20 protein-coding genes are annotated in these 19,846 nt (G+C 68.8%); 9 read left to right on the top strand and 11 right to left on the bottom strand.

Features of this window, described 5'->3' with window-relative positions; genetic code table 11:
* Nucleotides 1-63 precede the first annotated feature (63 nt).
* Nucleotides 64-1,734 carry a fatty-acid--CoA ligase FadD5 gene (fadD5, locus tag G6N49_RS22805; RefSeq protein ID WP_011854200.1) on the bottom strand — a complete coding sequence of 557 codons (1,671 nt, stop codon included), beginning with the start codon at nt 1,732-1,734 and terminating at the stop codon, nt 64-66.
* Between the two features lie 135 nt (nt 1,735-1,869).
* On the opposite strand from fadD5, the gene G6N49_RS22810 reads away from it, so the two are divergent.
* A complete protein-coding gene (locus tag G6N49_RS22810) occupies nt 1,870-2,565 on the top strand; it encodes a GntR family transcriptional regulator (RefSeq protein ID WP_011557541.1) in 696 nt (231 codons plus the stop codon).
* Between the two features lie 21 nt (nt 2,566-2,586).
* Here G6N49_RS22810 and G6N49_RS22815 read toward each other — a convergent pair whose 3' ends face one another.
* Together G6N49_RS22815 and G6N49_RS22820 are read right to left on the bottom strand one after the other, a co-directional pair.
* Nucleotides 2,587-3,033 (bottom strand): SRPBCC family protein, encoded by a 447-nt coding sequence (locus G6N49_RS22815; protein WP_011557540.1) that lies wholly within the window; start codon nt 3,031-3,033, stop codon nt 2,587-2,589.
* Nucleotides 3,034-3,049: 16 nt separating this feature from the next.
* Nucleotides 3,050-3,493 (bottom strand): acyl-CoA thioesterase, encoded by a 444-nt coding sequence (locus G6N49_RS22820; protein WP_011557539.1) that lies wholly within the window; start codon nt 3,491-3,493, stop codon nt 3,050-3,052.
* A 40-nt stretch (nt 3,494-3,533) separates the two neighbouring features.
* Between G6N49_RS22820 and G6N49_RS22825 the strand changes: the two genes are divergently transcribed.
* A complete protein-coding gene (locus G6N49_RS22825; protein WP_085975440.1) occupies nt 3,534-4,640 on the top strand; it encodes an alcohol dehydrogenase catalytic domain-containing protein in 1,107 nt (368 codons plus the stop codon).
* 8 nt (nt 4,641-4,648) lie between these two features.
* Here G6N49_RS22825 and G6N49_RS22830 read toward each other — a convergent pair whose 3' ends face one another.
* From G6N49_RS22830 to G6N49_RS22840, 3 genes are read right to left on the bottom strand one after another with little or no spacing between them, the layout of a single operon-like run.
* The gene (locus G6N49_RS22830; RefSeq protein WP_011854199.1) at nt 4,649-6,415 is read right to left on the bottom strand and encodes an acyl-CoA dehydrogenase; all 1,767 of its coding nucleotides are present in this window, start codon (nt 6,413-6,415) and stop codon (nt 4,649-4,651) included.
* Nucleotides 6,412-7,185: an SDR family oxidoreductase gene (locus G6N49_RS22835; RefSeq protein WP_011854198.1), complete on the bottom strand. Its 774-nt coding sequence runs from the start codon at nt 7,183-7,185 to the stop codon at nt 6,412-6,414. Before G6N49_RS22835 ends, G6N49_RS22830 begins: the two co-directional genes overlap by 4 nt.
* Nucleotides 7,178-7,837: a TetR/AcrR family transcriptional regulator gene (locus G6N49_RS22840; RefSeq protein WP_011557536.1), complete on the bottom strand. Its 660-nt coding sequence runs from the start codon at nt 7,835-7,837 to the stop codon at nt 7,178-7,180. Before G6N49_RS22840 ends, G6N49_RS22835 begins: the two co-directional genes overlap by 8 nt.
* Nucleotides 7,838-7,985: 148 nt before the next feature.
* On the opposite strand from G6N49_RS22840, the gene G6N49_RS22845 reads away from it, so the two are divergent.
* Nucleotides 7,986-8,114 (top strand): hypothetical protein, encoded by a 129-nt coding sequence (locus G6N49_RS22845; protein WP_011557535.1) that lies wholly within the window; start codon nt 7,986-7,988, stop codon nt 8,112-8,114.
* A 107-nt stretch (nt 8,115-8,221) separates the two neighbouring features.
* Here the strand turns inward: G6N49_RS22845 and G6N49_RS22850 are convergent, their stop codons facing one another.
* The 4 genes from G6N49_RS22850 to G6N49_RS22865 all read right to left on the bottom strand — a co-directional run bounded on the left by G6N49_RS22850 (nt 8,222) and on the right by G6N49_RS22865 (nt 12,619).
* Nucleotides 8,222-9,001, bottom strand: a complete 780-nt coding sequence (locus G6N49_RS22850; RefSeq protein WP_011557534.1) for an ABC transporter ATP-binding protein — start codon at nt 8,999-9,001, stop codon at nt 8,222-8,224.
* Nucleotides 8,985-10,010, bottom strand: coding sequence for a taurine ABC transporter substrate-binding protein (locus G6N49_RS22855; RefSeq protein WP_011854197.1), 1,026 nt, complete (start codon nt 10,008-10,010; stop codon nt 8,985-8,987). The genes G6N49_RS22850 and G6N49_RS22855 overlap by 17 nt, the downstream gene beginning before the upstream one ends.
* A gap of 6 nt (nt 10,011-10,016) precedes the next feature.
* Nucleotides 10,017-10,877 (bottom strand): ABC transporter permease, encoded by an 861-nt coding sequence (locus G6N49_RS22860; RefSeq protein ID WP_011854196.1) that lies wholly within the window; start codon nt 10,875-10,877, stop codon nt 10,017-10,019.
* 134 nt (nt 10,878-11,011) lie between these two features.
* A complete protein-coding gene (locus G6N49_RS22865; protein ID WP_011854195.1) occupies nt 11,012-12,619 on the bottom strand; it encodes a Na+/H+ antiporter in 1,608 nt (535 codons plus the stop codon).
* 137 nt (nt 12,620-12,756) lie between these two features.
* Here G6N49_RS22865 and G6N49_RS22870 point away from each other — a divergent pair, with 137 nt between their 5' ends.
* From G6N49_RS22870 to G6N49_RS22885, 4 genes are read left to right on the top strand one after another with little or no spacing between them, the layout of a single operon-like run.
* Complete coding sequence (locus G6N49_RS22870; RefSeq protein ID WP_011557530.1) at nt 12,757-13,443, top strand: SDR family oxidoreductase; 687 nt, start codon at nt 12,757-12,759, stop codon at nt 13,441-13,443.
* Between the two features lie 53 nt (nt 13,444-13,496).
* Nucleotides 13,497-15,020, top strand: coding sequence for a Re/Si-specific NAD(P)(+) transhydrogenase subunit alpha (locus G6N49_RS22875; protein ID WP_011557529.1), 1,524 nt, complete (start codon nt 13,497-13,499; stop codon nt 15,018-15,020).
* A gap of 3 nt (nt 15,021-15,023) precedes the next feature.
* Nucleotides 15,024-16,463 (top strand): Re/Si-specific NAD(P)(+) transhydrogenase subunit beta, encoded by a 1,440-nt coding sequence (gene pntB, locus G6N49_RS22880; RefSeq protein WP_011557528.1) that lies wholly within the window; start codon nt 15,024-15,026, stop codon nt 16,461-16,463.
* A gap of 5 nt (nt 16,464-16,468) precedes the next feature.
* Nucleotides 16,469-17,611 (top strand): acyl-CoA dehydrogenase family protein, encoded by a 1,143-nt coding sequence (locus G6N49_RS22885; protein WP_011557527.1) that lies wholly within the window; start codon nt 16,469-16,471, stop codon nt 17,609-17,611.
* Here the strand turns inward: G6N49_RS22885 and G6N49_RS29725 are convergent.
* Nucleotides 17,598-17,726, bottom strand: a complete 129-nt coding sequence (locus G6N49_RS29725) for a hypothetical protein (protein ID WP_268793762.1) — start codon at nt 17,724-17,726, stop codon at nt 17,598-17,600. The genes G6N49_RS22885 and G6N49_RS29725 overlap by 14 nt on opposite strands.
* 17 nt (nt 17,727-17,743) lie before the next feature.
* Between G6N49_RS29725 and G6N49_RS22890 the strand changes: the two genes are divergently transcribed.
* Nucleotides 17,744-18,970, top strand: coding sequence for an acyl-CoA dehydrogenase family protein (locus G6N49_RS22890; protein WP_085975361.1), 1,227 nt, complete (start codon nt 17,744-17,746; stop codon nt 18,968-18,970).
* Nucleotides 18,970-19,770: a tyrosine-protein phosphatase gene (locus tag G6N49_RS22895; protein WP_011557525.1), complete on the top strand. Its 801-nt coding sequence runs from the start codon at nt 18,970-18,972 to the stop codon at nt 19,768-19,770. The genes G6N49_RS22890 and G6N49_RS22895 overlap by 1 nt, the downstream gene beginning before the upstream one ends.
* Nucleotides 19,771-19,846: the final 76 nt, after the last annotated feature.

A 19,846-nucleotide genomic window follows, 5' to 3' on the forward strand; every position in this document is an offset into this window, starting at 1 on the left:
CCCGGCCGTGCACCGCATCGGCAGGATTGGGCACTCAACCGTTAGCAAACCCGCGTCCATTCGCTAGCTTCCCGGACCTGCTGCCGAACCCGTTGGCGCAGTGGAACTTTCGCCAGCGTCAATCGGCTTCGGGCCTGCGTACCGCTGGCGTAGCTCCGTCTTGAGGACCTTGCCGGCGGGGTTGCGGGGCAGCGCGTCGACGATCTCGAGCGCCTTCGGGTGCTTGTACCGGGCCAGCCGTTCGGTCAGGAATTCGTCGAGATCCGCCAATGACAGCGCCGGCGGCTTGGCAGCGTCCTCGGCGCCACGCACCGCCGCGACGGCCACCGGCACCTCACCCCACTTCTCGTGGGCGCGCCCGATGACCGCCACCTCGGCGATCGCGGGGTGGGCGGCGAGCACGTTCTCGACCTCGGCGCAGTAGATGTTCTCGCCACCCGAGATGATCATGTCCTTCTTGCGGTCGACGACCCAGATGTAGCCCTCCTCGTCCTGGCGGACCAGGTCGCCGGAGTGGAACCAGCCGCCCTCGAATGCTTCGGCGGTGGCCTTGGGGTTGTTCCAGTAGCCGGCCATCAGCGTCGGGGCCCGGTAGACGATCTCCCCGACCTGTCCGATCGGGACGTCGTTCATGTCCTCGTCGACGATGCGCGCGGCCACCGTCGGGATGACCTTGCCCACCGAGCCGAGCTTTCGCAGCGCGTCCTCGCCCAACAGCATGCAGGTGACCGGCGACATCTCGGTCTGGCCGAAGGCGGCGAGGATCTGCGCGCCGGGGAAGGTCTCCGCCATATCGCGCAGCAGGGTGTCCGAAGCGGGCGCGGCGCCCCAGGACAGCACCCGCAGTTTGAGGTCGCGCGGTTTGGCCCGCTGCGCTGCGCACACCGCCTGCCACTGCGCGGGCACCAGGAAGATGCCGGTGACCTTTTCTTCGGCGAGCACGTCGAGCAGCGCCCCCGGGTCGAACGCGCCGAGCGGGTAGAGGACGGTCGGGCGGCCGAGCAGCAGGCCGACGATCGTGTTGCCGATACCGGCGATGTGGAACAGCGGCACCCCGATGAAACCGACGTCGTGGTTGAGGTCGACGCCGTTGGTGAACAGGAACGTCATCGCCTGGCCGGCGATGTTGACGTGGGTGAGCACCGCACCCTTCGGGCGGCCGGTGGTCCCCGAGGTGTACATGATCAGCGCGGGTGCGTCGTTGGGGATGTCGACGGGCGCCGGCGCCTCACCGGGTTCGGCGATCAGGTCGTCGTAGCCCAGGATCCCGTCGTCGGTGGCGCCACCGGCGACGATCACCGTCTCGAGCGTCGGATCGAGGTCGCGTACCGCGGTGGCGACGGGGGCCAGCACCGCTTCGGTGACGACCACGCGGGCGGCGCAGTCGCTGACGAGGAAGGCGATCTCCGGCGGGGTCATGCGGAAGTTGACGGGGACGGCGATGGCGCCGAGCTTGTTGACGGCCAGGAACGACTCGATGAACTCGGTGCGGTTGAGCATGAGGATGAGGACACGGTCGCCGAAACCGACGCCGCGGCGGCTCAGGGCTCCGGCCAGCTTGGTGACGCGGTCGTCGAGTTCACCCCAGGTGGTGGTGCGGCCCATGAAACGCAGTGCGGTGTCGCCCGGCTGCATGAGGGCGTGCCGGGCGAGCTGATTGGTCCAGTTCTGCCTGCGGGCGAGATACGGCTGCTCGGTGTGTGAAGGCTCAGAGGCGTCGGGCTCGGAGGTCAACGTGGGTCGGCTCCATCGTCTCGGGGTTGCGTGTGGTTGATATTTGATCAAACATTGGATGGCCCCGGTCACACTATGGCCAAGGCGCTTCGTGGACAACCCCGTCCGATCACGCCGAAGAACCGGAGAGCACCCGTGAACGCCGCCCCCGTCGCACGACGTCCGGCGAGGCGGCGCGCCACTCGCCGCGAACAGCTCTCCGACGAGGTGGCGGGGCATCTGCGTGCGGCGATCATGACCGGAGCACTGCGGCCAGGGACGTTCATCCGGCTCGACGAGACGGCCGCGGAGCTGGGCGTGAGCATCACCCCGGTCCGGGAGGCGCTTCGGACATTGCGCGGCGAGGGGATGGTGCGGCTCGAGCCGCACCGCGGGCACGTCGTGGTGCCGATGACGCGCGGGGACATCGAGGACATCTTCTGGCTGCAGGCGACGATCGCGGAGAAATTGGCCGAGGCCGCCACCGAACGGATCAGCGAGACGCAGATCGAGGAGCTCGAGCAGCTCAACTCCGCGCTCGCCGAGGCGGTCGAGCATCAGGATCCGGAGGAGGTGGCGTTCGCGGAGTTCGCCTTCCACCGGGCGTTCAACCACGCATCGGGGCGGATCAAGCTCGCGTGGTTCCTGTTGCACGTGGCGCGGTACCTGCCGCCACTGCTGTATGCGACGGATCCGAGCTGGGGCACGGACGCGGTGGCCAGTCACCGGGAGTTGATCGCGGCGCTACGGCGGCGGGACGCGGAGACGGTGGTGCGGTTGACGACGGGGCAGTTCACCGACGGGGCGCAGAGGTTGATCGTCCGGCTGGAGAAGATCGGGCTCTGGGACTAGGCAACCCGGCTTCGCGCGCGTCTATGCGCTGCCGGCGCCCAAATGTTCGGCCCGGGCCTTGAGGTTGTCGGCCAGATAGTCCAGCGTCTCGCCGATCGCCTTCTTGACCATCGGCTTCGGGATGGGCAACTTGGTCTCGACATCCATGTCGACCGTCAGCAGCGACGACGCCCCGATCGACACCACCGAGAACCGCTGCTCGTGCTTGTCGAAATGGTCGCCCTGCTGCAGCAGCGTGAAGATCTGGTTCTCGCCCGGGTAGTAGACCGCGTTGATGAACGTGCCGGCCTGCCCCTGCACCTCGACGTCGAGTCGCAGCTGACTGGGCCGGCCGTCGTCATACCGGGCGAGGATCCAGCATCCTTTGATCTCGGGGTTCCACTCCGGGAACCTCTCGAAGTCGGCGACGATCGCCATGATGGCCTCGGCGGGCGCCTCGACCTCGACGGTCTTGCTCACGAGCGGCATCAGGGGAGCATATCGACTACTCGACGCGCGCCGTCTCCAGCAGCGACCTGATCGCCTCCGGGATCGGGACCGGGCGCCGTGTCGAACGGTCGACGTACACGTGCACCCAATGCCCGATCGCCGCGACCTGCACCGCGTCGCGTTCGAACAGCGCCAGGCGATAGGTCACGCTGCTGTTGCCCAACCGCGCCACCGACAACCCGACAGTCAGCGGGTCCGGGAACCTCAGCTCCGCGAAGTACTGACAACCCGACTCGGCGACCACTCCCAACCACGGCGCACTGACCGGGTCGACGTCCACCGTGGTGTTGATCCACCCGTTGATCGCGGTGTCGAACAGCGCGTAGTACACGGCGTTGTTGAGATGGCCGAACATGTCGTTGTCGGTCCATCGGGTCGACACCGGCCAGTGCACCGGGAAGTCACGGCTGGTGGGCCGGTCCGCGGATTCGGGGGGCATGGTTGCAGTCTCTCAGTCAGGGCAGTCTGTGAGCATGACCATGACGATCCGCGGCGCCGTCCTCGAAGAGATCGGCCGGCCCCGCCCTTTCACCGAGTCCGCGCCGCTGTCCGTGTCCGAACTCCAGCTCGATCCGCCCGGCCCCGACGAACTGCTGATCCGGATCGAGGCCGCGGGTCTGTGCCACTCGGATCTCTCGGTCGTCGACGGCAACCGCGTGCGGCCGGTTCCGATGCTGCTCGGCCACGAAGCCGCCGGCATCGTCGAGCAGATCGGTCCGGGCGGCTCCGACCTCGAGGTGGGTCAGCGGGTTGTGATGACGTTCCTGCCGCGCTGCGGCCACTGCACCGCCTGTGCCACCGGCGGTCTCACCCCGTGCGAACCGGGCACCGCGGCCAACAGCGCCGGCACCCTCATGCACGGCGACATCCGGCTGCACCGCGACGGCCAACCGGTGCACCATCACCTCGGGGTGTCCGGTTTCGCCACTTACGCCGTGGTGGACCGGCATTCGGTGGTCGCCGTCGACGCCGACGTCCCACCGGTCGTCGCGTCGCTGCTCGGTTGCGCGGTCCTCACCGGCGGGGGCGCGGTGCTCAACGTCGGCAAACCGCAACCCGGCCAGACCGTCGTCGTGGTCGGCCTCGGCGGCGTCGGGATGGCCGCGATGATCACCGCCATGGCGCACGACGGCGTGGACGTCGTCGGGATCGACCAGCTGGAGGACAAACTCGACCGAGCCCGCGCGATGGGCATCAACGCCGCCTACACCCCGGAGGAGGCCGCTGAACGGGGCCTCAAGGCAGCGGTGGTCATCGAAGCGGTCGGCCACCCCTCCGCACTCGAGACCGCGATCGCGCACACCGCTCCTGGTGGCCGCACGATCACCGTCGGCCTCCCCCGCCCCGATGCGCGGATCTCGGTGTCGCCGTTGGGTTTCGTCGCCGAAGGCCGGTCCCTGATCGGCAGTTACCTCGGGTCGGCGGTGCCGGCCCGCGACATCCCCCGGTTCGTCGAGCTGTGGCGCTCTGGTCGTCTCCCGGTGGAAACCCTGGTGTCCTCGACGATCTCACTCGACGAGATCAATGCCGGTATGGACCGCCTGGCCGAGGGCAAGGCCGTCCGCCAGGTCATCGAGTTCGACTAGGACCAGGCTCAGAACCAGGTGGGACGCATCTCCAGCGTGGTCCGGTCCAGGCTGTCGAGCAGGTCGAGCTGGGGTCCGACCTTCGGCAGCTCGTACCGGTAGAAGAACCGCGCCGCCTGCCGTTTGCCGTCGTAGAAGTCACCGGTCCGGCCCTCGGCGGCGAGGAACTGCTCGAGCCACATCCAGGCGATCACCACGTGCCCGAACGCCTCGAGGTAGACGACGCTGTTGGCCATCGCCGCCTCGATGTCGCCGGAGCCGAACATCGCGGTGGTGACGGCGACCAGCCGCTGCCACCGCGCGTCGAGTTCCTCCGCCAATGACGCTGCCTCACCACCGCATTCACCCGCGGCGGCCACCGTCGCCGCCAGCGCCCCGCCCACCGCGCGCAGGCTTGCGCCACCGCGCTGGGTGACCTTGCGGCCGAGCAGATCCACGCTCTGGATGCCGTGGGTCCCCTCGTGGATCGGGTTGAGGCGGTTGTCGCGGTAGTGCTGTTCGACGTCGTATTCGCGGGTGTAGCCGTAGCCGCCGTGGACCTGGATCGCCAGGCTGTTGGCCTCCAGACACCACTGCGACGGCCAACTCTTGGCGACGGGCGTGAGGATGTCGAGCAGATCCTGGTTGTCGCCGAGGTCGACCAGCCGCGCACAGTACAGCGCGAGTGCCAGCGCGCCCTCGACATAGGACTTCTGCGCCAACAACATTCGCTTCACGTCGGCGTGTTCGATGATCGGCACCTGCGGTGTGGCCGGGTCCTTGGCGGTGACCGGCCTGCCCTGCGGGCGTTCGCGGGCGTATTTCACCGACTTCAGGTAGCCGGTGTAGCCGAGCGCGACCGCGCCCATGCCGACACCCAGGCGTGCCTCGTTCATCATCCGGAACATGTAGGTGATGCCGCGGTGCGGTTCGCCGACCAGATAGCCGACCGCGCCGGGCTCGCCGCCCGGGTTGAAGACCCCCTCGCCGAAGTTGAGGACGGTGTTGGTGATGCCGCGCTGGCCCATCTTGTGGTTCAGCCCGGCCAGCACCACGTCGTTGCGCTCACCCACCGAACCATCCTCGGCGACAAGGTATTTCGGCACGACGAACAGCGAGATGCCCTTGGTGCCCGGCGGGCCGCCGGGAATCTTCGCCAGCACCAGGTTGACGATGTTCTCGGTGATCTCGTGCTCGGCGCCGGAGATCCACATCTTCGACCCGAACAGCCGGTAGGTGCCGTCGTCCCGCGGTTCGGCGCGGGTGGTGATATCCGCCAGAGACGATCCGGCCTGCGTCTCGGACAGCGCCATCGTGCCGGAGAACCGCCCGGCCAGCATCGGCCTGACGAACCTGTCGATCTGCTCGGCCGTTCCGAACTCGGCCAGCAGATTCGCGTTCGCGATCGTGAGCATCAGGTAGCCCGACGTGGCGAGGTTCGCCGCCGAGATCCACGCGAACGCGGCCTGGGCGACCGTCGCGGGCAGCTGCGCGCCGCCGAGTTCGGCGTCCATCCCCATCGCCAGCAGGTCCGCCGCGGCGAACGCCTCCCAGGCCTCTTTGACCTCGGGGATCACTGTCACCTTCTCGCCGTCGAAGGTCGGTTCGTGGGCGTCGCTCTTCTTGTTGTGGGGGGCGAAGTACCGTTCGGCGAGCTGTTCACACAGGTCGAGCACGCCGGTGAACGTGTCGTGCGAATGGTCGGCGAATCGTGGCCGCTGTGTCAGCTCGTCGACCCGGAGCCACTCGAAGAGCAGGAAGTCCAGGTCGCGGCGCGACAGCAGCGTCGATTTCATCGGATCGTGCTGACGCCGCCGTCGACGGGGATGATCGCGCCGGTGATGTAGGCGCTGGCATGGCTGGCCAGGAACACCGCGATCCCGGCCATGTTGTCGGGCGCACCGACGCGGCCGAGCGGCAGCGCCGCGCCGACGGCCTCCTCACCGGCGGCGAGCAGCACCTTGGTCATCCGCGACGGAAACAGGCCGGGCGCGATCGCGTTGACGAGGATCTTCGGCGCCAGTTCGGTCGCCAGGTGTTTGGTCAGCATGTGCACGGCGGCCTTGCTCGCCGAGTAGGAGAAGTTGTTGCGGCCCTTCTCCGGCGTGTGGAAGCCGTCGACGCTGCCGGTGTTGACCACCCGGGCCGGATCCTGTTCCGTCGCAGCGGCTTCGAGCAACGGCACCAGGGCGCGGGTGAGTAGGAAGACACCCTTGACGTTGACGTCGAAGACGCGGTCGAACCCGGACTCGGGGAACTCCGCGAAGGGCGCACCCCAGTTCGCGCCGGCGTTGTTGAACAGCGCGTGCACCCGGTCCTCGCGGGCGGCGAGCGCATCGGACAGCGTCTGCACACCCTCGGCGGTCCCGAGATCGGCGGGTACGGCCTCGACCCGGCCCAGCGGCGACAGTTCGTCCACCGCCGCGGCGAGTTCGGCCTCCTTGCGGCTGGACAGGTAGACCGACGCCCCCGCCTGCAACAGCCCGCGGGCGATCATCACGCCGATCCCGCGGCCGCCCCCGGTGACCACGGCGACCTTGCCGTCGAGTGAGAACAGGTCAGTCACTGCCTACTCCCGTCCGGACGTCCACGCCCAGCGGTGACTCGGTGCGCACCGCCTCGTCGCGGATCAGCCCGCGCAGCAGTGCGGTGCTGAACTCCTCGGCGATCTCCTGTGCGGTGCGCCGGCCCTGGGGCCGCAGCCAGCGGTAGGCGCCCAGCGTCATCCCGATGTAGCCGAGCGCCAGCACGTGCGAATCGCAGTCGTAGAACTCGCCGCTGGCGATGCCCCGGTCGATCACGTCACGCACGTGCTCGTAGACCTGGGTCTCCTTCTCGCGGATGTACTCGACCTGCTCCTCGGTGAACCACTCGCCGATGTAGGGGCCCTCCTGGAAGTACACGGCGGCGCGCTCGATGTCGTTGGCGATGCCGACGAGCAACCGGCGGGTGAAGTGGTAGATCGTCTCGCGGGCCGACGCCGTCGGATCGTCGTGCAGTGCGTCGACGGTGAAGTCGGCGGCGCCTTTGTAGATGTCGTAGAGGATGAGCGACTTGCTCGCGTAGTAGTGGTACACCGTGGCCTTGTTCAGGCCGACGGCGTCGGCGACGTCATCCATCCGGGTGCCGTGGTAGCCGCGGGCGGCGAACAGCTTGGTGGCGACCCTCAGCAGCTCATCGCGCCGCGTCGAGCCGTTCGGCGAGGCTTCGGCAGACATGGCGACTCACTATCGACGGGCCCGCGGTACGGGCGTCTATCAACTGGCTGGTCGGTCAGTCTATGGCAATGCCACCGACCCCTGTCCACGTCCGCCACCCTGCGTCTAGACTGCCAACAAACGGCCGCGTCGCACCCGGAGGTACCAAATGGACCCGAATCCCGATTACGACGCGAGCGACGAGATCGAGTACTTCTTCAACTACTTCTTCTGGGGATTGCGCGGGGTCTCCGGCCCGGGCGGCGGCTACCCGCCGCCGGCCTATCCGCCGGTCTAGAACTCAGGCCGCTCCAGCTTGATTCGCGGCTACGCCGCTCCGGCTTGATTCGCGGCTACGCCGCTCCGGCTTGATTCGCGGCTACGCCGCTCCCGCCTGATTCGCGGCTACGCCGCGGCTGCCTTGACCGCGCGGCCCACTTCCGCCCGCAGTTCCGTGTACTCCGGCGAACGCCGCAGCTCGTCGGGGTCGACATTCGTACGCGGCAGATCCACCGGCAGGTCGAGCGCCACCTGACCCGGCCTGCGGGTGAGCACCACGATGCGCGATCCGAGGAAGGCCGCCTCGTCCGCGCTGTGCGTGACGAACACCGTGGTGCGCCCCGATTCGGCGCTGACCTGACGCACGTCCTCCTGCAATCGTTCGCGCGTCAGCGCGTCGAGCGCGGCGAACGGTTCGTCGAGCAGGAACAGCGGCGTCTCGGCCGCCAACGCCCGCGCGATCGCGACCCGCTGCTGCTGACCGCCGCTGATCTCCCAGATACGCCGGTCGGCGGTGCCCTCCAGACCCACCCGGGCCAGCAGTTGCTCGCGCCGTTCGGCCCGCCGCTCACGGGGCACCCGCGCGTACTTCAGCGCGAGGTCGACGTTTCCACCGACGGTTCGCCACGGGAAGAGCCGGGGCTGCTGGAACACCACCCCCGCAGTCACACCCGGGGTGGGCGGGGCGCCGGCCACCGCTATCGTTCCCTCGGTGGGCGCCTCGAAGCCGGCGAGCAGTCGCAGCAGCGTGCTCTTACCGCACCCCGAGGCGCCGACCAGCACCAGGAACGCCCCGGGTTCGACGGTCAGGTCGACGGGCCCGACCGCGGTGACCTCCTGACCGCCGCGGCCGTACCGGTGGGAGACACCGCGCAGCCGGATGGCCCCGTCACTGGGTGATGGCACCGGGTAGACCCTTGGTGTAGATCGCATCCTGGAAGGTCTTCAACGGTGCGGCGGCCGGGATCTGCTTCTGCTCGGCGAGGAACTGCGACGCGCTCTCCAGGTTGACCGCGATGTTGCCCGGCGCACCCTCGGAGCCCAGCCACTCCGGCGAGGCCACTTCCGCGGGTGTCAGGTACACGCCCTGGGTGAGCTGTCCGGCGACCTCCTCGGGCGTCAACCCGATTTCGGCGGCGATGGCCTTGGCGGCGGCGTCGGGGTCGTCCTTGATGACGGTCAGTGCGCGGGCCTCCTGCTGACGCCAGATGTCGACCACGTCCGGATGGGCTTCGGCGAACTCGTCGGCCACCACGGCCAGGTCGAGCGTGGGCTTACCGTCGCGGGCCAGCTGTCGGCTGGTGATCAGGTCCTTGCCGTTGCGGCGAAGCTGATCCAGGGTCGGCAACCACGAGTACCCGGCGTCGATGTCACCGCGGTCGAACGCCGCCAGGATGGCCTGCGGCTGCAGGTCCACGAGCTGAACATCGTTGGGCGACAACCCGTTCTGGTCCAGCGCGGCGAGCAGGCTGTAGTGCGCGGTCGAGGCGAACGGCGTGCCGACGCGCTTACCCCGCAGATCGGCGATCGTGTTGACGCCGCTTCCGTTGCGCGCCACCAACGCCTCGTTGTCGCCTGCGACGTCGAGCACGAACGCCACCTTGTACGGGATGTTCAGCGGGGCCGACAGGCCACGGGCCACGGGGCTCGAACCCAGCGCGCCGAAATCGACCTCCTTGGCGATGAACGCGGTGTTGACGTCGGCGCCGGAGTCGAACTTCGTCCACTTGATGTTGTAGTCCGGCAGCGCATCCTCGAGCCAGCGGTTGTTCTTCACGATCAGGTCGCCGCTCGGGAAGCTCTGGTAGGCAATGCGAATCGTCTGCTTCCCGGCATCCTGACCGGACGTGTCGACCGAGCAGCCGGCCACCGCCAGCATCGTGACCGCCACGGCGGCAAGGGCTTTGAGTCTCATATCTTTCTAGACCTTTCCAATCCAGGGGGTACTGCGACGTTCGATCGTGCGCAACAGACCATCGATGATCAGACCCGAGATGCCGATGGCGAAGATGCCGACCAGGACGACCGGGGTGTTGTTGTAGTTGCTGGCGTCCTTGACCAGGCCGCCGACGCCGGGCAGACCGTTGAACAGTTCCGCGGCGACCACCGACGAATAGGCCATCCCCACCGCGAGGCGGATGCCGGTGAACGTCTCGGGCAGCGCCGAGGGCACCACCACATCGCGGATGACCTCTCCGCGGGAGGCGCCCAGCGCGCGCGCCGCCTCGGTCAGGCCGACGGGCGCGGCCAGTACGGCGGCCGTCGTCGCCACCGCCGCCGGGGGCAGCGCCGCCAGGGCGAGCAGCGTGATCTTCGGCGCCTCGTCGATCCCCAGCCAGATCACCAACAGGAAGAAGTAGGCCAGCGGCGGCAGCGCCCGCAGGAACGTCAGCCACGGTTCGAGCACGCTGCGCACCCAGCTGACGGAGCCCATGACCAGCCCGAGCAGCACCCCGAGCGCCACACCGATGACGACACCGGCCAGCACCCGGCGCAGTGTCATGTAGAGGTGCTCGACCAGCAGGTACCCGGCGTAGCCGCGGGTGCCGTCGTGGGTGGTGGACACCTCGATGAACGCCCGAACCACCGTGCCCGGATACGGCACGAAGGTCTGGTTCCAGATACCGCTGGCGGCCGCGAGCTGCCAGAGCCCGGTGAACACCGCGACCGAGATGAGAGGCAGCGCGGCGCGGGTCAGGCGGCCCGCCCACTTGCCGCGCGGCGGCGCGACGGGTGAGTCGAGTTGCGACTCGTCCGGCGTGAGATCGACGAAGACCGACACTGTGGCGACTTTCTGTGGCTGAAGAAGGTGAGCGAGAAGGCTTCAGCGACAGCAGTCGTCGGACAGCGCGGTGTTCACCGGGATATTGCTACCGGCACCGTCGCGATCGGCAAATGATTGCGATCCGCGTGAGTTTATTCGGGCTGGCTGCCGCGGGTGTCGAGGCGGCGCAACACCCGGTCGACGACCGTCGGATCCGTGCCCGATTCCGAACGCGCCTTGACGACGGCTTCGCGGGCGGCCGCGAGTATCTCGTCCTTGAGCGCGTTGAGCGTCATCGCGTGGTCGGTGTGCGCGTGGTGGGATTCGGCGTCGGGCGGGGCGAACCCGACCGACTGCCACATCCGCTCGGCGTTGTCGCGGGCGTGTTCGATGACCTCGGGGTCGGCTTCCTCGCGCGCGCGGATTTCGTCGAGGCGTTCGAAGCCGGCGTCGCGGGCCCGCCGGATCAGCGCCTGCACCGCGTCGTCCTCTTCGTGAGGAGAGGCGCGCACGCCGAGCCGCCGCACCACGGTCGGCAACGTGAGGCCCTGCAGCAGCAGGGTGACGACGATGACGACGAACGCGTAGAACACCAGCCGTTCACGCTCGGGGAACTGGGGTGGCAGCGCGAGGACGGCGGCCAGTGTCACCACACCCCGCATCCCCGCCCATGACGAGACGGTCATCTCCCGCCAGCCGATCGGCTCGGCCACGTGCGCTTTGCGCCGGTGCATCCGTTCGTCGATGGTGGCGACCGGGAAGATCCACAGGAACCGCACGACGATCACCACCAGCGTGATGATCAGCCCCTGTTGGAGCAGTTCCCAGAAGGTCATGTCGATGCTGTCGGCGACTGCCCGCATCTGCAGCCCCACGAACGCGAATGCCGAACCGGTCAACAGCAGTTCGACGATCTCCCATGTCGTCCCGGTGGCCAGTCGGGTCTGCGACGACTGGGTGTCGCCGTAGCGACTCATCGCGAGGGCCACCGTGACCACCGCGAGCACGCCGCTGCCGTGGACGGCGTCCGCGGCGGCGTAGGCCGCGAACGGCACGACCAGGACCAGACCGCTGCCCGCCGGGTGCGCTGGCAGCTTGTTGATCAGCCAGCGGGTGGCGACGGCGATGGCAAGACCAACGAGGACACCGAGCACGACGGCGAGCCCGAGTGCCTCACCCGCGCCCCAGGCGGAGAACGCGCCGGTCATCGTGCCGGCGACGGCCACCTCGTAGAGCACCAGCGAGGTGGCGTCGTTGGACAGCCCCTCCCCCTCGAGAATCGTGCGCAGCCGTCGCGGGATGCCGAGCTTCTGGGCGACCGCGGTGGCGGCCACGGCGTCCGGTGGGGCGACGGCCGCGCCGAGGGTGATCGCCGCGATCAGCGGGACGGTCGGCACCAGGGCGTGCAGCGTCGCGCCGACCGCGACGGCGGTGACGCCGACCAACGCGACGGCCAGCAGCGCGATGGGGCGGCGATTGTCGAGGAACTCCCGCCAGGAGGTGCGCCGGGCGGCGGCGAACAGCAGCGGCGGCAGGACGAGCGGAAGGATCAGTTCGGGATTCGGCGACAGCACCGGGACGCCCGGGATGAACGCCAGCGCCAGCCCGAACGCCAGCATCACCGCCGGATACGGCACGGAGAGGCGTTGCGCCGCGGGGGCGAGGACGACGGTGGCCGCCAACAGAGCCAGGCACAGGGTGAGAGCGGCCAAGGCGGGGTGATCCTTCCATCGGTCAGAGGTGGGGTCAGACGTGTCCATGTACCCGCTGACGGGCCGCCGCACCACCGCCGAGAAAACCGCAGCATAAGCTGCCTTACCGTTACCTTATCTTTTCCTTAACTTCCTTAATCCGGGTGTACGGTGGCTGCATCGCTCGGTCGAGGAAGGAGCCAGACATGCACCATGGACCCGAACGGATCGTCCTGATCACGGGTGCCTCAGGGGGCATCGGCGCCGAGGTCGCCCGGCATCTCGCCGGCCCCGACACCCACGTCGTAGTCCACTACCGCGAGCACTCCGGCGCCGCGGACGCTGTCGCGGGCGCCATCCGCGACGCGGGTGGTCGCGCGTCCACGCTGGGCGCCGACATCTCCGACGAAGCGGAGGCGGCGACGCTGATGGACTCCGTCGCGGCGAGCTTCGGACGTCTGGACGCGCTGGTCCTCAACACGGCGAGCCGGGCCGAACTCGGCGCCGACCCCCGGTACGCCATGCGCCTCAACCGCGATGCGCAGCGTCGCCTCGCCCAGTTGGCCGTGCCTCTGATGCCGGCAGGCGCCCGCATCGTGTTCGTCACCAGCCATCAGGCGCACTTCTTCCCGAACAAGGCGGTGCCCAAGGGGTACGTCGCCGTCGCGGCGAGCAAGCGCGCCGGGGAGACCGCCCTGTACGGGATGCGTTCGGTCCTCGCCCATGCCGGCATCCACCTCACCGTGGTCTCCGGTGACCGGATCGACGGTCCGACGTTGCGCCCGCTGCCGACCGCCGACGAGTTCGCCGAGGCGATCGTGGGCGCGACCCGAACCCCGTTCCCCCCGAGCATCGTCTACGTTGGTAAGACCGACTATCTGATGACCGCCTGACCGGCGGCGAGGGCGGCCACGCATTCCGCTCCCGCGGATGCCAAACTGTGCCGATGCTCATCGCGATACCGCGCGAGTCTCAGCCCGGCGAGACACGCGTAGCCGCCACACCGCAGACGGTCGGGCAGATCACCAAGCTCGGATACTCGGTCGTCGTCGAATCCGGCGCCGGAGTGGCCTCCAGTTTCCCCGACGCCGCCTACGTCGAGGCCGGGGCGGAGATAGGCGATCCGTGGTCGGCAGATGTGGTGCTGAAGGTCAACGCACCTACCGACGCCGAGATCGCGGCGCTGCGAGACGGGGCGACCCTCGTCGGTCTGATCTCGCCGGCGCTGAACCCCGAGCTCGTCGAGAAGATGTCGACGCGCCGGATCACCGTGCTGGCCATGGACGCCGTCCCACGGATCTCGCGGGCACAGTCACTCGACGTGCTGTCGTCGATGGCCAACATCGCGGGCTACCGCGCGGTGGTCGAGGCCGCGCACACCTTCGGCCGGTTCTTCACCGGTCAGGTCACCGCCGCGGGCAAGGTGCCGCCGGCCAAGGTGCTCGTCGTCGGCGCCGGCGTGGCGGGTCTGGCCGCCATCGGCGCCGCGGGCAGCCTCGGGGCGATCGTGCGGGCCACCGATCCACGCCCGGAGGTCGCCGATCAGGTCGCGTCCCTGGGCGGGGAGTACCTGGCCGTCGACCCGGCGGCCGCGGAGGTGTCGGCCACCGGTTACGCCAAGGAGATGGGCGAGGACTACAAGGTCCGCGAGGCGGCGCTGTACGCCGAGCAGTGCAAGGACGTCGACATCATCATCACCACCGCGCTCATCCCGGGCCGGCCGGCCCCGCGGATCATCACCGCCGACATGGTGGCCTCGATGAAGTCGGGCAGCGTGATCGTCGACATGGCCGCGGCCAACGGCGGCAACGTCGAGGGCACCGTGAAGGACCAGGCGATCGTGACCGACAACGGGGTGACGATCATCGGCTACACCGACCTGGCCGGGCGGCTGCCCGCCACGGCTTCCCAGCTCTACGCCACCAACCTGGTCAACCTGCTCAAACTGCTCACCCCCAACAAGGACGGGCAGCTCACGCTCGACTTCGACGACGTGGTGCAGCGCTCGGTGACCGTGATCCGCGACGGCGAGGTCACCTGGCCGCCGCCACCGGTGCAGGTGTCGGCCGCACCGGCCGCCAAGGCCGCGGCGCCTGTCGAGCACAAACCCGCCAAGCAGCCGATGTCGATGGGCCGCCGACTGGGCATCACCTTCGCCGCCGCCGCGGCGCTGTTCGTGCTCATCGCCCTTTCACCGGCCGCACTCCAGGTCCACCTGACGGTTTTCGCGCTGGCCATCGTCATCGGCTACTACGTGATCGGCAACGTGCACCATGCCCTGCACACCCCGCTGATGTCGGTGACCAACGCGATCTCCGGGATCATCGTCGTCGGCGCCCTCCTGCAGATCGGGCACGGCGATCCGGTGGTCACCGCAATCGCCACGGTGGCGATCCTGCTCGCCAGCATCAACGTCTTCGGTGGGTTCTCCGTGACCCGCCGCATGCTGGCCATGTTCTCGAGGAGCTGAGGAATGTTGTCACTGGAAACCACCGCGACGGCGGCCTACGTCGTCGCGGCCATCCTGTTCATCCTCGCCCTGGCCGGACTGTCCAAGCACGAGACCTCGAGGGCGGGTAACACCTTCGGCATCGCCGGGATGGCCGTCGCCCTGATCGCGACCATCGCGCTGGCCCTCGATCACGACATCGAGCCGCTCGGCCTGGGGCTGCTGATCGGCGCCATGGTCATCGGCGCCGTGATCGGACTGTGGCGCGCCAAGGTGGTCGAGATGACCGGTATGCCCGAACTGATCGCGCTGCTGCACTCGTTCGTCGGCCTGGCCGCCGTGCTGGTCGGCTGGAACGGCTACCTGCATGTCGAGGGTCAGCCCGACGGCGCCGAGGCGGCCGCGATCGCCGCCGAAGGCATGCTCGGCATCCACTCGGCCGAGGTCGTCATCGGTGTGTTCATCGGGGCGGTCACGTTCACCGGCTCGATCGTGGCCAACCTCAAACTGTCGGCCCGGATCAAATCCGCGCCGATGATGCTGCCCGGTAAGAACGCTCTCAACGTCGGGGCTCTCGTGGCCTTCGCCGCCCTGACGGTGTGGTTCGTCATCGATCCGCAGCTGTGGCTGCTCGTCGTGGTGACCGTGCTGGCGCTGCTGCTGGGCTGGCACCTGGTCGCCTCGATCGGCGGCGGCGACATGCCCGTGGTGGTGTCGATGCTCAACAGCTACTCCGGCTGGGCCGCCGCGGCGTCGGGCTTCCTGCTGGCCAACGACCTGCTGATCGTCACCGGCGCACTGGTCGGGTCCTCGGGCGCCTACCTGTCCTACATCATGTGCAAGGCGATGAACCGGTCGTTCATCTCGGTGATCGCCGGAGGCTTCGGGATCGAGGCCGGGCCCGCCGAGGACAAGGATTACGGCGAGCATCGGGAGATCAACGCCGAGGGCGCCGCCGAGCTGCTGTCCTCGGCCAGTTCGGTGATCATCACACCGGGCTACGGGATGGCCGTCGCCCAGGCCCAGTACGGGGTCGCCGACCTGACCCGCAAACTGCGCGAACGGGGCGTCAACGTCCGGTTCGGCATCCATCCCGTCGCCGGCCGCCTGCCCGGCCACATGAACGTGCTGCTCGCCGAGGCCAAGGTGCCCTACGACATCGTGCTCGAAATGGACGAGATCAACGACGACTTCGCCGACACCGACGTCGTACTCGTCATCGGCGCCAACGACACCGTCAACCCCGCCGCATCCGAGGATCCGGGCAGCCCGATCGCCGGCATGCCCGTCCTCACGGTGTGGAACGCGAACCACGTCATCGTGTTCAAACGCTCCATGGCCTCCGGCTACGCCGGCGTGCAGAACCCGCTGTTCTTCCGCGACAACACCCAGATGCTGTTCGGTGACGCCAAAGACCGGGTCGACGCCATCAACGCGGCGCTCACGGTCCCCGAGAAGGTCTAGGTCAGATGCCGGTTGACCGTCTGCTGCCCTCCGACGAGGCGCGCGAGCTCATCGCGCTGACCCGTGACATCGCCGACAAGGTGCTCGACCCCATCGTCGACGAGCACGAGAAGACCGAGACCTACCCCGAGGGCGTCTTCGCCCAGCTGGGCGCGGCGGGGCTGCTGAGCCTGCCGCAGCCGGAGGAGTGGGGTGGCGGCGGTCAACCGTACGAGGTCTACCTGCAGGTGCTCGAGGAGATTGCGGCGCGGTGGGCGGCGGTCGCGGTGGCGGTCAGCGTGCACAGCCTGTCGTCGCACCCGCTGCTGGCCTTCGGCACCGACGAGCAGAAGCAACGCTGGCTGCCCGGCATGCTGTCGGGCTCCCAGATCGGCGCGTACAGCCTGTCCGAACCGCAGGCCGGTTCCGATGCGGCGGCATTGCGTTGTGCGGCTGTGCCTTCCGACGGTAAGTACGTGATCACCGGTGAGAAGTCGTGGATCACCCACGGCGGGAGGGCCGACTTCTACACGCTGTTCGCGCGAACCGGCGAGGGGTCTCGCGGGATCAGCTGCTTCCTGATCCCCGGTGGCCAGCCCGGGCTGTCCTTCGGCAAGCCGGAGGAGAAGATGGGTCTGCACGCGGTGCCGACGACGACGGCGCACTACGACGAGGCCCGCGTCGACGCCGACCGGCGCATCGGCGCGGAGGGTCAGGGTCTGCAGATCGCGTTCTCCGCGCTGGACTCCGGACGGTTGGGTATCGCGGCGGTGGCCGTCGGTCTGGCGCAGGCCGCACTCGACGAGGCGACCCGCTACGCCAACGAGCGAACCACGTTCGGCCGCAAGATCATCGACCATCAGGGGCTGGGTTTCCTGCTCGCCGACATGGCCGCCGCCGTGGTCAGCGCCCGGGCCACCTACCTGGATGCCGCGCGGCGGCGCGACCTCGGCCTGCCGTACTCGACCCAGGCCAGCGTCGCCAAGCTGATCGCGACGGATGCGGCGATGAAGGTGACCACCGACGCGGTGCAGGTGCTCGGCGGCGTCGGCTACACCCGCGACTTCCGGGTCGAGCGCTACATGCGCGAAGCCAAGATCACGCAGATCTTCGAGGGCACGAACCAGATTCAGCGGCTGGTCATCTCGCGCTCGCTCACGGCACGCTGAGCCGTTCGCCGTAGCAGACCCGCTCGAAGCCGTCCTGGCGTCCGCGGCCGGCCGCGGATGGAACGTCGGGCTCTCGGTCACCGACAGTGGCCCGGCGGACCGTCTGCGTGGGCATCGTCATATCGTGACGGCATGGACTTCGCGATGTCGGCCAAGGCGCTCGACTACCACCAGCGGCTCACCGATTTCATGGTCGAGCACGTCTTCCCCGCCGAGGCGGACTACCACCGTTACCGCGAGGAGGCCGGACCGAAGGACCACACGGTCCCGCCGGTCGTCGAGGACCTCAAGAAGCTGGCCAAGGAACGCGGCCTGTGGAACCTATTCCTGCCGTCGGAATCCGGGTTGTCCAACCTGGAGTACGCGGAACTGGCCGAACTGTCCGGGTGGAGCATGGAGATCGCCCCCGAGGTGATCAACTGTGCCGCCCCCGACACCGGCAACATGGAGACCCTGCACCTCTTCGCCAACGATGAGCAGCGCAAGCAGTGGCTCGACCCGCTGCTGAACGGCGAGATCCGCAGCGCGTTCGCGATGACCGAACCGGCCGTCGCCTCCTCCGACGCCCGCAACATCGAGACGACGATGCTGCGTGACGGATCCGACTACGTGATCAACGGCCGCAAGTGGTGGATCACCGGCGCGGCCGATCCGCGCTGCAAGCTCCTCATCGTGATGGGCCGCACCAACCCGGATGCGGCCAGCCATCAGCAGCAGTCGATGATCCTGGTGCCCGCCGACACCCCCGGCGTCGACATCCAGCGGTCGCTTCCCGTGTTCGGCTGGCAGGACCAGCACGGCCACTGCGAGATCGTGTTCGACAACGTCCGCGTGCCCGTCGAGAACCTGCTGCACGAAGAGGGCAGCGGTTTCGCGATCGCCCAGGCCCGGCTCGGCCCGGGCCGCATCCACCACTGCATGCGGGCCCTCGGTGCCGCCGAGCGGGCGCTGGCGCTGATGATCGACCGCGTCCAGAAGCGGGTGGCCTTCGGCAAGCCGCTGGCCGAACAGGGTGTGGTGCGCGAGGCGATTGCCAAGTCCCGCAACGAGATCGACATGGCCCGGCTGCTGTGCCACAAGGCGGCGTGGACCATCGACCAGGAGGGCAACAAGGCCGCGCACGTGCTGGTGTCGCAGATCAAGTCGGTGGCCCCGCAGGTCGCCTGCGACGTCATCGACCGCGCGATCCAGGTGCACGGTGGGGCCGGGGTGTCCGACGACTTCCCGCTGGCCCGGCTCTACGCGTGGCACCGCGCGATGCGGCTGTTCGACGGCCCCGACGAGGTGCACATGCGGACCATCGCGCGCGCCGAACTGGGCCGCGAGAAGTCCCCGTTCGCAGCCGCGGTGTGCCGCTAGTGGCCTCGGCCGGCGACGAACTGTCGGGCGCGTGGAACTTCCGCGACGTCTCCTCGCACACGGGCGTCGCCCCCGGGGTGTTCTTCCGCGCCAGTGAGCTGTCGCGCCTCGACGACGAGGGTCGCGCCGCGCTGAGCGGCTACGGCGTCACCGACGTCGCCGACCTGCGCACGCTGCGCGAGCTCGAACGGCACGGCCCGGGCCGGGTCCCCGCCGGAGTGGACATCCACCATCTGCCGTTCATCGAGACCGTCGCCTCGGACGCGGAGGCCCCGCACGAACACGCCTTCCAGCGGATGATGACCGACAAACCCGAGGGTGAGTCGATCGCTGCCGCCGCCGCGCGCTACATGACCGAGGAGTACGCCCGCATCGCGAGCGCACCGCTGGCCCAGCGCGCCGTGCGGCAGGTGGTCACGCTGCTGGGTTCCGGCCGCCGCGTGCTGGCGCACTGCTTTGCCGGGAAGGACCGGACCGGCTTCACCGTCGCGGTCGTGCTGGAGGCCGCGGGGGTGGACCGCGAGGCGGTGATGGCCGACTACCTGCACAGCAACACCGCGGTACCGCAACTGCGCGAGAGCATCCTGGTGACCGTGCGTGAGCGGGCGGCCGAGACACCCGAGGTGCTGGAGATGGCGGAGGCCCGTCTGACCGAGTCGGTGCTCGGCGTGCGCGAGGAGTACCTCGACGCCGCGTTCCGCACCATCGCCGGCGAGTACGGCTCGCTCGAGGGCTACCTCTCGGCGGCCGGCGTGTCGGCGGACGAGCTCGCGCGGCTGAGGTCCACGCTGCGCGGCTGATTTGCGTAACGCCACGGCGATTTCAGCACCTGATTTCCGCCACAGCGTTACGCAAGTCGGGGGTGTCAGTCGCGAT

The sequence above is a fragment of the Mycolicibacterium monacense genome, assembly GCF_010731575.1.
GTDB lineage: Bacteria > Actinomycetota > Actinomycetes > Mycobacteriales > Mycobacteriaceae > Mycobacterium > Mycobacterium monacense.